At 41.4% G+C, this 12,817-nt stretch carries 11 protein-coding genes and 1 pseudogene; 4 read left to right on the top strand and 8 right to left on the bottom strand.

Annotated elements, in window-relative coordinates:
- Nucleotides 1–5 precede the first annotated feature (5 nt).
- The 3 genes from IEV91_RS00060 to IEV91_RS00050 all read right to left on the bottom strand — a co-directional run bounded on the left by IEV91_RS00060 (nt 6) and on the right by IEV91_RS00050 (nt 2,228).
- Nucleotides 6–908: an NAD(P)/FAD-dependent oxidoreductase gene (locus IEV91_RS00060; protein ID WP_188494817.1), complete on the bottom strand. Its 903-nt coding sequence runs from the start codon at nt 906–908 to the stop codon at nt 6–8.
- 72 nt (nt 909–980) lie between these two features.
- A complete protein-coding gene (locus IEV91_RS00055) occupies nt 981–1,403 on the bottom strand; it encodes an RrF2 family transcriptional regulator (protein WP_188494815.1) in 423 nt (140 codons plus the stop codon).
- A gap of 357 nt (nt 1,404–1,760) precedes the next feature.
- Nucleotides 1,761–2,228, bottom strand: coding sequence for a DinB family protein (locus IEV91_RS00050; RefSeq protein ID WP_188494813.1), 468 nt, complete (start codon nt 2,226–2,228; stop codon nt 1,761–1,763).
- A 338-nt stretch (nt 2,229–2,566) separates the two neighbouring features.
- On the opposite strand from IEV91_RS00050, the gene IEV91_RS00045 reads away from it, so the two are divergent.
- Nucleotides 2,567–3,559, top strand: a complete 993-nt coding sequence (locus IEV91_RS00045) for an aldo/keto reductase (RefSeq protein ID WP_188494810.1) — start codon at nt 2,567–2,569, stop codon at nt 3,557–3,559.
- Between the two features lie 226 nt (nt 3,560–3,785).
- Here the strand turns inward: IEV91_RS00045 and IEV91_RS00040 are convergent, their stop codons facing one another.
- Nucleotides 3,786–4,007 (bottom strand): hypothetical protein, encoded by a 222-nt coding sequence (locus IEV91_RS00040; protein WP_188494801.1) that lies wholly within the window; start codon nt 4,005–4,007, stop codon nt 3,786–3,788.
- A gap of 413 nt (nt 4,008–4,420) precedes the next feature.
- On the opposite strand from IEV91_RS00040, the gene IEV91_RS00035 reads away from it, so the two are divergent.
- Both IEV91_RS00035 and IEV91_RS00030 read left to right on the top strand, forming a co-directional pair.
- Complete coding sequence (locus tag IEV91_RS00035; RefSeq protein WP_188494799.1) at nt 4,421–5,131, top strand: response regulator transcription factor; 711 nt, start codon at nt 4,421–4,423, stop codon at nt 5,129–5,131.
- On the top strand, nt 5,109–6,431 hold the full coding sequence (locus IEV91_RS00030; protein ID WP_188494797.1) for a sensor histidine kinase: 1,323 nt from the start codon (nt 5,109–5,111) through the stop codon (nt 6,429–6,431). Before IEV91_RS00035 ends, IEV91_RS00030 begins: the two co-directional genes overlap by 23 nt.
- 90 nt (nt 6,432–6,521) lie before the next feature.
- On the opposite strand, the gene IEV91_RS00025 is transcribed toward IEV91_RS00030, so the two are convergent.
- The 4 genes from IEV91_RS00025 to IEV91_RS00010 form a co-directional block, all read right to left on the bottom strand.
- Nucleotides 6,522–7,802, bottom strand: a complete 1,281-nt coding sequence (locus IEV91_RS00025) for a VTT domain-containing protein (protein WP_188494795.1) — start codon at nt 7,800–7,802, stop codon at nt 6,522–6,524.
- Between the two features lie 511 nt (nt 7,803–8,313).
- Nucleotides 8,314–10,230: a squalene--hopene cyclase gene (shc, locus tag IEV91_RS00020; RefSeq protein ID WP_188494793.1), complete on the bottom strand. Its 1,917-nt coding sequence runs from the start codon at nt 10,228–10,230 to the stop codon at nt 8,314–8,316.
- Nucleotides 10,231–10,445: 215 nt separating this feature from the next.
- Nucleotides 10,446–11,399, bottom strand: a complete 954-nt coding sequence (locus IEV91_RS00015; protein ID WP_188494790.1) for an NAD-dependent epimerase/dehydratase family protein — start codon at nt 11,397–11,399, stop codon at nt 10,446–10,448.
- A 146-nt stretch (nt 11,400–11,545) separates the two neighbouring features.
- Complete coding sequence (locus IEV91_RS00010; protein ID WP_188494788.1) at nt 11,546–12,073, bottom strand: TetR/AcrR family transcriptional regulator; 528 nt, start codon at nt 12,071–12,073, stop codon at nt 11,546–11,548.
- 400 nt (nt 12,074–12,473) lie between these two features.
- Between IEV91_RS00010 and IEV91_RS00005 the strand changes: the two are divergent.
- A pseudogene (locus tag IEV91_RS00005) lies at nt 12,474–12,817 on the top strand (transposase); the annotation flags it as partial.

The raw sequence follows: 12,817 nt of genomic DNA, 5'->3' as shown, positions 1-12,817 counted from the left end.
CGTGTTTAAAACTCTTCATGTATCACATCATTAACAACACCACTTGCGGTCATACTTCCCTTAGCCGCTGCTATAATCAATTGCGGAGGTTCAGTAAATGTAGTATCCCCACAGGCATAGACACCTTCGACAGATGTACGGCCGAATCGATCGACTTCAAAGCCTCCCATTTTATTCATGGTGCAGCCTAAGTTTTCAGCAAGTGGACTCGCCTGTTCTTGCCCTGTCAACACAAAGCCACCTTCTCTTAAAATTTCTTGTCCATTCTTGAATCTCACCTTTTGTAAGCGTCCTTCTTCACCTTGTAAGCTGTCAATTTTCTCTTCAATGATTTTGATATTTTTCTTAGTGAACAACGCCTTTTGCTCATCAGTAAAAATCTTTTTGCCATTAGTACTGACCACAAGATCCTGACTCCAATTAAAAATCATTTTTGTATAATGAAGGGCATGCTCATCTTCAGAAATAATAACAACAAGAGGACGGTCTCGTAATTCCCAGCCGTCACAAAAAGGACAGCTAAAGAGGCTCGTACCATAAAATTGTTCAATACCTTCTATAGAAGGCAGCACATCTTTTAGACCTGTAGATAAAATCACCTTTTTTGAACGATAGGAATGCCCTTCGCTTGTTTGTATCGTAAAGGAGTGATTTTCTTTTTTTATATCAATAACCCGTTGTTCTTGAATAGATAGGCTGGGATATTTCTTAAGCTCTTCTTTAGCAATCCGCTTAAACTCTGAAGGTCGAATACCATCTCTAGTTATAAAACCGTGAGATTCGTGTGTGACCGCATTCCTAGGTTGATCTTCATCAAACAAAACAATCTGCTTTTTTGCTCTTGCAAGAACAAGCGCCGCATTCAGACCCGCTGGTCCCGCACCAATAATAGCACAATCTAATAACATGTTAACTTCCTCCTTGAATTAAATATATTAAAGATTCCTAATATCTATAATTAGTATAAAAAATTAATAAGCCTATTTTCTCTCCATTCTCGACTCAATCTGTTCGGCTATATCCTTAATATACTTTTTGCCCAATTGGTCCATCATATTTCTTTCTGCTTCAATCATGACATTTTCAATTAAACATTCACCACTATCATCATCTTCATGCTCCAAAGAACAACTGAATAATGAGGTCTTCCCTTCAATCGCATGTATGACATCTAAAAAGGAAATATCACCTGCGTGTTTGACAATGCTATATCCCCCTTTTACACCAGGAGTTGATTCAATAAGTCCCGCTTTAACGAGCTTTGTTAAAATCTTCGAGAGATATGTAGGCGAAAGATCTTGAATTTTAGCCAATTGCTCGACGCCAACAGACTTCCCTTTGGGTGCTAAGGTTAAATAAACCATTGTGTGTAAGGCATAATTTGTCGCTTTCGAATATTTCATACAGATCACCTTTTTAAAACATATTAAAGACCTTTAATATCTGTGATTAATTTTAAACTAAACTAAAAGCAATCACAAGTCTTAAGTATCACCATTGACATTTTCCATATTCTTCTGTTTTATGTAATGGGTTGAATACAAGACTTCCATATTTGCATCGAAACAACCAGTTCAATGTCTTCATTCTAAAGAGGACAAAAACAAACCGCCTATATTTGCATTAGGCGGCATTCTCTTCCATCGAGCCAGCTCTCTTCAAGAGAACATGGCCAAGGATGTAGATCTGAAATTTATTTAAAACGTGAACCCTTAGCACTAAAGCTTAATCAGTGGGACAAGAAACCTGACCCTATGTCCCTATTCTGAAAATCGCTTGAGGAGGCTGATTGTTTGAAAGTGCATGCCCTCATGGTAGAGTGAGAACGTCAGTAATTCCCCTACGGTGTTTAGGGTAAGACCACTCCCCGTTGTAAACGGCTTTTTAACCTGTTCATCCAAACGATTTTGAAAGGTTTCCTGGATGCGTTGGGCTTGTTCCTCAAGCGCTTTGAGCAATTCCTCTAGCGTTGGCACCTGTTCGTTCCAATCGGCAGGTTTAGTCCCCGGAGAGAATAAACGTAGGTAGTTTTCGGGAATTTGCACCGTTTCTCCGGTTGTTTGAAAGGCAAATCTTTCTTGAACGACATAGACATGTCCTAAATTCCATCGGATGTTGTTATTGAACCCTTTTGGAACAGTGTCTAATGTCTTATCAGAGAGGTCTTTTACTGCATTGATGGTTCGTTGTCGTACAAATTCAAGTGGCTTAAATACCGTTTGATCCATGATCATCCCTCATTCTTGGTTTACTTTCTATCATTATATAATGATTGTCGTCTATAACTCTAATACCCTGCTCTATTACGAACATAACATGATATTCGTAAAAAGGAGGTATATGCTCGCCAGGGCAAAAACAAGGGAAGAGTTTTCTTGCTTTGATAAGGTCGCTTTTGATTCTATTAGAAGAGAGCTCTGCTTTTGACGCAACAAGGTTTCTTCTCACGTCTCTGCTCTAAAGCCTTGTCGCTCAAGGTAAAAGCTACAGCCAATCCCCTGTTCAAATAGTTGTTCTTTCTCATTCAGTTTGTTAATATGTAGAAATTAAAAAGGAGGTATGTCCATTGGATAAAAGAAGGATTGGACAAGGAGGGCCATTCGTTTCCCAGATTGGGCTCGGCTGTATGGGAATGTCGGACTTTTACGGAGAAACAGATCGTACTGAAAGTATAGCGACGATCCATGAGGCTCTAGAAAAAGGCATAACGCTTTTCGATACTGGCGATTTTTATGGCGTAGGTCATAATGAACTCCTTCTTGGTGAAGCATTAAAAGGTAAACGAGAGAATGCCTTTATCTCTGTTAAATTCGGCGCGATGCGTTCTCCGGATAAAAGCTTTATCGGCTATGATGCCCGACCAGAAGCCGTGAAAAACTTCCTAGCCTATACACTTCAGCGCCTCGGTGTCGATTATATTGACCTCTATCAGCCTGCACGTGTGGATCCTAATGTCCCCATTGAAGAAACAGTGGGCGCTATTTCTGACATGGTCAAAGCAGGATATGTTAAACACATTGGTCTTTCAGAAGCGGGTGCAGATACCGTCAGACGTGCGCATGCCGTACATCCCATCAGTTGGTTGCAAATTGAGTACTCCCTCTTCAGCCGCAATCTGGAGACCTATATTCTACCGACTTTGCGTGAATTGGGTATAGCTTTGAATCCTTATGGCGTGCTCTCCCGCGGTCTTTTAAGTGGAAAATGGTCCAAAGAACGGACGACAAATCAAAAAGACTTCCGTAGCCATTCCCCACGATTTTCAGGTGCAAACCTAGATAAAAACCTTCAACTGGTTGAGAACTTAAGAAAAATTGCCGATGAAAAACATACCACGGTCGCTAAATTGGCCATCGCATGGGTGCTTGCACAAGGTGAAGATATCATTCCGCTCATTGGCGCTCGAAAAAGATCGCAACTTGAAGATGCCACTGACGCTCTAAATATACAGCTCAGCCAAGAGGACCTCGAGCGAATTGAACAAGCCATTCCTGCTTCTGAAGTTGCGGGTGATCGTTACAATGAAAGTGAAATGAAGATGTTAGACAGTGAAAAATAAGAGGACTGCCAAACGTAGAAATAAATCTCTTTAAAATGCCATTAGCTTCATAGAATGACGAAGTGCCCTATATATCATTAAACCCAGTAAAAGACGTGCAAAAAATTTTTGCACGCCTTTTCTTTGTTCTTCATCTCTCTCGTTCAAGTCAGGAAAACCCAATCGTCATGCTTCTTGTGGTGACGTCCCTTTTTCCCATCACATACTGAACTTGTCCCCCCACCCTTTATTTTGAGAGAAGCTCTTTTAATCTCTGAAATTCCCCTTCATCCAAAGTGCCTTCTGCAACACGCCTTTTAAGAATCGCAAGAATATCTCGACGCTGTTGCTTAGAATCTTTGTAACGATAGCGAATAGCAAAGACTCGCACCGCTACGAAACACAAGAGTGTGAGACAAAATAGAGCTCCAAAAGGAAAAAACGTGAAACTGTGATGATCTAATCCCATTGAACTTCCCCCCTTTAAGTCTTAAAATGATAGACTAAAACTTTTTACTTGCTTTAGGTTCAAAAACAGGATAACTATGAAATGTCTCAATCGAAGGTGTAAAAAAGTCACAAAACAATCAACATTTCATCACAAAGCGTGCAGTCAAGCTTGTTCCTTGTGGGTAACATGATAAACTTAAAATGACTTTTAATTGAAATCGTATAAAACGGTTAACAGATCGAAGTCACTGAAAATGTCAAATTCAAGAATAGAATTGCAGAAATAAGCTCGGGCTCCTGCGGGAACAGTGAGCCAGGCAAGCCCCCACAAAGCACATCATATCAGGCCTTGAGGAGGCTCGCGGAAAGCAAGTATATTTCTATCACATTCATGTTTTTCAGTGGCCTCAGCAGATCAGAGGTGTTTTTTTAGTGAACGAATTACAGACGATTCTGGTGGTAGACGATGATCAGAGTATCGTGGAACTACTAAGGGATTTTTTAGAAAATGACGGATTTTATGTAAAAATGGCTTATGATGCTTCTCAAGCCTTGGAGGTTTTTCAACAAAACATGATTCATTGCATCATTCTTGATATTATGATGCCAGGGCAAAACGGTTTCGATCTCTGCCGGCAATTGCGAACAGAAAGCGACGTACCGATCCTATTTTTAAGCGCGCGCAGCGATGACGTCGATAAAATCCGGGGCTTAGGCCTTGGTGGGGATGATTACATTGTCAAAACAGCTTCACCCGGTGAGATTGTTGCTCGCGTGAAAGCCGTATTACGGCGTTCCCGCCTGCAACAGGCAAACACGAGTCGAAAACTCGATTATGGCCGTCTCACATTGGACCTGTCCACACGGGAAGTCTTTGTCGCAGGGCAAAAGATCTCTCTCACACCGAAAGAATATGATCTCTTGCGTTTGTTCGCCGAGCATCCAAGATATGTATTTTCCTACGATCAGTTGCTCGAAAAGTTTTGGGAAGGTGTGGGTGACAAGCACACCATTCGTGTCCATCTCAGTCGTCTCCGTGAAAAAATTGAAGCCGATCCGAATCAGCCGCAATATCTTATCAACGAATGGGGGATTGGTTATCGCTTTGAGGGTGGTAAAAATGAGAACGCTTCGCATTCGTAAGTTCACTATACTCAGCCTTTTTTTCATTCTCACGTTGCCGTGGATATTCTTTGTAACGGCCCACCTCATTGAAACAAAAACGCTGCATTTCGGAATATCTGATACACAACAAAAAAATGTGGATCGAACCCTTCACCTGATTGAAGACCATACAAAAGACTGGACGGATGCCGTTTGGCAAAAGCAATTGCGCAGTCAATTACAGAAAATGAACATTGATGCGACGCTTCTTTCCCCATCAGACCAAAAGATTTTCCAAACTGCTGACAATCTTGCTTTACGATCGTCTGAACAATTTTCCGTCATCCAGAATGGACAAGTGCTCGGAAGGGTCATCCTCTACCTCCCGGCTTCAAATGTGATTCAAATGATTGCAGCCTTTTCAGGACTTCTACTGGCCTTTTTTATTGTTGGTTTCGAAATGCGAAGGTTTATTCTTAGACCACTTGAAAAGATGAGTCAGGCTGCTCAAGATATTGCAGATGGTGATCTGGACATCCAGCTCCCGGCCACCCGGATCAGTGAAATTGCAAAGGTACGAGAGGGGTTTGAAGTGATGGTGAAAGGTCTCAAAGAGGCCTTTCACAAACAAAGGGAATCTGAAAAAGAACGGCGCTTTATTATTGGAGCGGTTGCTCATGATTTACGCACGCCATTATTTGCTTTGCGGGGTTACTTAGAGGGGCTGGAACAAGGCATTGCCGATTCTCCGGAAAAGAGGGCCAAATATCTTGCGGTGTGCAAGGAAAAATCAGCACAATTGGATCGGTTGGTGGAAGATCTCTTTGCCTTCACAAAGGTCGAGTATTTGGAAACGAAGCTTAATAAAAATCCTGTGGACCTTGCAAAAGTATTACAAAGATCGCTAGACAGTCTTGAACCCCTTGCTAGAGAAAAACACATTTCTTTTGTTAGACATGTGGTAAAAGACTGCGTCGTTTTCGGCGATGCCCACTTACTGGAGAGAGCCATAAGTAACTTATTGGATAATGCCGTGAGACACACCCCCTACCAAGGCAATATTTTTGTTCAATGTGATCACACCACACACAAGGTCACCTTCACTATTCGGGATACTGGACCAGGCTTTACTTCAGAGGACCTTCAACATGTATTTGAACCCTTATATCGTGGGGAAGAATCAAGAAATCGTGCAACTGGAGGCGCAGGATTAGGGTTAACCTTTGCCCATAGCATCATTGGACAACACGGTGGTGCACTTGAAGCAAGAAACCATCCTGACGGCGGGGCACACCTAACAGGCTGGATACCGTCCATGGTCAACGCCCTACATGATTAACCCTAGACATCCCCTAACCTTGAACCAGCAAAGCCGCATCTCCCTAAGGACATGCGGCTCTATGTTTTCATTACATTTTTCTTTAATTGTTTAGTCATTACTGTCTTTAATCAACGCCAACAGGCGGAACATTTCTAATGAGAAAACCATTCCTGTTACCCAGACTGCGCTAAAGACATAACCTGCTGCTAAGTCACTTGGCTTAAGATCATGAACGTAAATACCACTCACAAAATAAACCATTAGAATGAAAATGTAGACTAAAAAGACAATCGTCGCAAAGAGAAAGTCTTTAGTATGGCGAATAAGCATAATCATGAAAAAGCCATAAATAGACAATAAAAGCATCGCTTGTACATTTGGAAAATCCGGGCTGATATTATTTAACATAAAATGAAAGAGCCAGTGGATCCCTTTTGAAAACAGGAAAGTCCCAAGCAAAGTCGAAATAAAGAAAAGGAATTCAAGCCATCTATTTTTGTTATGGATGAAAATCACTACGACGGTGGCCAAGGCAATGACTCCAAAAGCGATCCATGAAGACAGGGTATAAAAAGCGGTCATAATGCCTTGCCAATGTTCATTAAACATGGAGGAAACGATGGTTTTAAAAATAATATTGAAATGACCAAATTCATTTCCAATGAGATCTTGAATAATCCCCACCATTAAAGTAAAAAACACCACAAACAAAATCAAAATGAAAAGAATAATGAACTTTATCTTCAAAAAACTTCTAAACTTTCGAAAGGTGGCCTGATAAAGCAGCAGTAACGATTCTTTGATGTAATCACGATTTTTCCTCACTACAAAGTAAATCACCAAAAGAATACCAATGACAATACTAATTAATACGAGCCATTTTTCGATTTCACTTTGATATCGATCCCAACCAGGGCCAAGAGCATTCCCGAGCACAATAAAGGTTCCTACCCATAGAAAAACCCCAATATAACCGAAAATCGCAAAGGAGCGGTAAGGTAATTTGATCACACCCGTAATGATACTCGCAATATGTCTTACACCTGGAATAAAGAAGGAAATGATCAGTAACACTTTTCCGTACTTACTATACCACCCAGACATCTTTTCTAATTTATCAGGTCCCATATGTATATAATGACCAAATTTCTGAAAAAATGGAGCCCCTAGTTTATATCCCACCCAATAGGAAACTGTCGCGCCTATTGCACCACCCACTCCCGCAACGAGAATGGAAAGGACCAAGTTCATGTCTCCCTGGAAGCACAGGACTCCAACATAACTCATGAGTGCTTCGTTAGGGATCGGAACTATAATAAGTTCCAGCATGAGTGATAAAAACAAAATGATATAGCCATATTGATTTAATAAATGGATGATCTCGTGCATTTATTTATCTGCCTCCTATAGAGGATCTTTTTCTATTGATTAGATAGGAGTTCGTCTCTATTTTATAATCTTTCTTGGGTAAAAGCTAATGCTTCAAAAAATAACATTGATTTAAGTGAAAATCAATCCATAATCTCTTACGTTGATTTCAAACCTCTAAAGTTAATAAATACCATCACTTAAGTAATGCCCGTTCGAGCGCCAATTGTCAATATGCTTTTGAAATCTGTCATCATAAAGAAAAATTTAGAATCTCTATGCCCTAATGAAAGGAGACATACTTCCCCATAGTAGCGCTTATCCAGCAAATTATTTGTTTTTAAAAAAGAGTTTGCTCTTCACCGCTTCGTTGGGCCCCTCCTGAAGTTTAATCAAAGGCCGTCACACACAAAGGGGGCCTCCAATCCCTATAACACATAGCCTCGTTTTCCCCCATCAAACATTAATCACTACACCCGTTTTTATGTATAAAAAAGACCGAACCCAATAAGATTCGATCCTTCCCTGAATACTATTCATCCGAAAGCTCTCCAAACTTCTTTTGATAATGCGCTAGAGTGAGAAGCGGCCAGTATTTTGGATAGCCGTGATAATAAATATAAAATTGTCCAGGAAGACCGATGCCCGTTGGATAACGGGGCTCGAATGCTGTCGTGTCACTATTATGCTTAAGCAAAAACGCAATCCCTCTCTCGATCGCGTCTGTCGGCTGCTGATGTGTAGCTATGAGTGCATCAATAGCCCAGGCTGTTTGAACAGAGGTACTTTGGCCTAAAGGTTCATAGTGACGTTTGGCATCGCTTTGACAAGATTCTCCCCAACCCCCATCCTTATTTTGAATGCTGTGTAACCATTTAACACCTTTTTGAATAGTCCGATCCCCATTTTCTAACCCCACCGCACTTAAACCTGTCAGCGCAGCCCACGTTCCATAAATGTAACAAACACCCCACCGTCCACGCCAGGAGCCATCCCTTTCTTGGCGATGCCGTAACCATTTGACTGCCGCTGCAGTATGGCTATGGGCATTAGTGGTTTCCCCCAATGTCCCAATAGCGTGCAAAACTCTCCCTGTAATATCAGGAGTCGAAGGGTCAATGGCGGCATTTTCTATCTGTGACATCGGGAGTAGCGCGAGTAAATACAAATCAACATTTTTTTCAAAGGCGGCCCATCCCCCATCACTATTTTGCATAGAAAGGAGCCAGTTAAACCCTCGCTCAAAAGAGGCATTAAATCCATTAGAGAACATCGTATATGCCGCGATCGTTCGCAATACCGTTTGGGTATCATCCATATCGGGATGCCGAGTGTTAGAATCGGAAAACCCCCAGCCGCCTGGTGCCACTTTTGGATTATGGTGCGCCCAGTCTCCAACGTTCTTTTGTTGTTTGTGAAGGAGGAACTCTGACGCTTTCATGATTGCAGGATGATCAGGGGAACAGCCTGCTTCCAATAAGGCATAGGTCATCAGTCCAGTATCCCACACCGTAGAAGGTGAGTTTTGGAGATGAAAGAGATCATCTTCAAAGATTAACGTGCTCAGTCCCTGAACAGCCTTCAGAATAACAGGGGAATCTTTGTGATAACCCAAGGCAAGAAGGCCGTAGATCATTAAAAACGTTGAACTTGCATAACTCAGTAACGTGCCATTAGCTTCAAGATGGGAATAAATATAGTGCTCAATCCAACGATCAGCGCGTTTTAACAGGTGACTCGGAATTTGTTTCCACTTATAGATTTCCTTTTTAATTTGACTCAATGGCCAGGCCCGCTGTTCTATAAACAATTGATCTACTTCTGGCCAAAAGGAGCGCTCTTCTTCGCGATGAGATCGCGGAGTTAATACCTCAAGATTCGGAGGCTGTTTCGTTTTTATTGAAAAGCGATGTTCAAACGCCGCGAGAACAGGTGCAAAATGCGCACGGGCATAGCTAGAAAAGGAATAAAAATTGATCGGTGACAGCCTTGGAAGTAACACTAGGTAAGCGGGATTAAAAGGAAAGTGTGGCCAAGGATAAAGCCCATTCATCGCTAAAAAAGCTCGTGTGAGTAAACCCGACTTTTTCAAGCCGCCATGCGCCCGGATAAAAGCATAAGCTTTTTTCATTTTTTCGTCATTTGTCTCTACATAGCCAGAATATAAAAGAGCAACCACCGCTTCAACGGTAGCGGAAAGATTACCTTCTGGCTCATCCGGATAAACCTTCCACACCCCATTGTCCTCTTGAACCGACAGCAAACGTTCAACCAACCTTTTAATCAAAGGTTCTTCGTCTATTTCCAATGCTCTTAGCGTGATAATCATATAAGCATCCGTCATGACAGGACCTTCGAAACAGTAGCGCCAGGCCCCATCCTCCCATTGCTCCTGTAAAAACAAGTCAATGCGTCGCTTGATTTCTTGAGAGACTTCTAACCCGTCCATCCTCTTCCCCACCTTTTAAACACTCTTAAGCTATCTTATTAATAAGGGTTTGAAAAGATGTTTATGACGAAACTTTGAGCCTTGGTTCATCATCGTCTATTGATTGCTGCACGCTTAACTAAAATCAAAGACTTTATCTAAGTATGAATCAAAAGACAGAGCACCAGCGTTTCCTTTTTCCAAAATGTCACTTTTATTTCCGACGATCGGTATTCTTAATGTCCATCAGGCATTAAAGCACGAAACGTTTCTTCTAAACCTTTTTTAAAGGGAGTGATGGGAATTGTCCCAATGCTTTTTTCATATTTTTCCCCACTCAGAACAAACCCTTCTTTCGTTAGATACATGATCTCTACCACTTCTCTCATAAAAGGATCAAACATGCCCATCAGTCGAATCGCCGTTTTATTTAGAGGAATAACGCTTTTTCGATAGCCCGTAATCTCACGTGCGAGCTGAATAATGTCTTTTCCTGAAATTAAGCCCGCGCCTGGGATATTCCAGTTCTCTCCGTAAGCATCGTCCCTTTCCGCGATATTGACAATCATCTGAGCCGCATCTGGTAAATAAACATACTCACGTGGTGTCTTCAAGTTCCCTATAAAAACGGACTTTTTATTAGCGGCTATCCCTTCCAATGTCGGTTGTAAATAGGCGTTCTGCGAGGTTGCACCATAATAATCAGGAAGCCTCACTATTAAAGGGTTTGCTTTCATCCATTTGTTGTTGAAGATTAAATTTTCAAATTCAAGTCTTAGTTTTCCCTTTTTCGTATGGGGCTGTTTGGGATGACTTTCATCGCCTTTTGCCACTTGATGTCCGTACACATAGATGCCATCAACAATCACGATCTTCTTCCCAAGACGATCAGCTGCCATCATCACACTTTCTCCCAGCAAAAGGAGTTTACTAGCCATCTCTTGATAACTCACATTTGCACACTGAAAGATCACTTCCGCATTTTTCGCCGCTTCTACAATAGTTCCAGGATCAAAAATATCGCCCACCACATACGACAGTAATGGATTAAAATCGTGCTGTTTTAATAATGCGCCTAATTTCCTTTCAGAACGTCCAAACGCTGTAACGTTTATCCCTCTTGTTAATAATTCAGAGACGATAACCTGACCAGTTCCTCCAGTAGCCCCTAACACAATAGCAGTCTTCATTCATTCTCCTCCTTATAGTTAGTGATTAATCAATAACTAATTTTGTAATAGAAAAAACTTGGCTATTTGCCAAGCCTTAATGTGAAAGCAAAGTTGTATATATTTGCTTCCACCAGGTTATAACACAACGTTGTCAAAAATCGATGTCAAATGCCTATCGATTTCCCACCATCCACAAGCTCTGGTAGATCTATAAAAGAAGCAATATTGCAAAGCATACCTCTCGCTAAAAAGGTTGTGACTTCTGTTTCAGGTTTGGCAATCCCGGCCGCACGAAACCTTTTCAGTGTATACTCTCTAATGCGTGAAAGGCCATTTCTCGTGCAGGCTTGAATGGGGGCTTCCGTAACTGAAAGTCCGATCACTTGCAATGCCATTTCATTGGGATGTGACTCCGAGAGTGCTTCGTAGGCTGCAATCATGCTAGCAACAAGTTGGTCTGGACTTGCCTCAACCGACTTAAATGTGTCTAAAATTCTTTCAAAGGCTCGATCTAAGGCCACAAGAAATAGTTCTTCCTTTGTTTTAAAGAATTTAAAGACATAAGGCTGCGAAATTCCGGCCTTTGCTGCAATATGCGCAGTGGTTGTATTGTAGTATCCACTTTCTGCGAAGACTTCTAGTCCTGCCTCCAATATAGCTTCCCTACGCTCTTCCTTACTCGATCTTCCCATTGTCGATGCTCCTTGTTAGTTAGTGATTAATCAATTACTAATATCTTAAACGAATGTGATGAAAGATTCAAGGTATGATTTTATAAAATGACATGACCTATGAAAAAGAGGGTGTCCCAAAAGCCTAACGGCTTTTGAGGATACCCTCCACTTTTTAAACCTAAATTATTGATGATATAAAAATGGAATCCACTCGCTTGCCGCGGGCGATCCGCGAGCCTCCTCAAGCCCGAATAACAATGGCTTTGCGGGGTCTCGCCTGGCTCGCTATTCCCGCAGGCGTCTCGTAGATTCCTTTTTTGTTTCAATGATGATTTTTAACAAAAATGAAAAGTAAAAAAATCGCCCTTTTTGTATAATTAAAGTACCACCAAAAACCATACAAAGGAGCGATTTTCTTATGAAAGATGATCATATGAAAAACGGACAATTAAAGCCGGGATATAATGTCCAAATTGGAACAGAAAATCAATTTATTACTGGATTTAGTTTACATCAACGTGCTGGTGACCCCGGATGTCTTCGACCTCATTTCGATTTACTAAAATCCTACGGAAGAAAACAACCCCAAGCGATTATCGCTGATTCTGGCTATGGAAGTGAGGAAAATTATACTTTCTGTGAACAACAAGGCATCGAAGCGTTTGTGAAATATAACACCTTTGATAAAGAACAAACGAGGGCGTGGAAGAAGCAAGTTGGACGTATTGAAAATATGACCTATGATGAGGAGCTTGATGAATG

The organism is Pullulanibacillus pueri, assembly GCF_014639255.1.
Classification (GTDB): Bacteria; Bacillota; Bacilli; order Bacillales; family Sporolactobacillaceae; genus Pullulanibacillus; species Pullulanibacillus pueri.
The sequence above is the reverse complement of the archived record's forward strand: the minus strand, read 5'-3'. Positions and strand labels throughout refer to the sequence as shown.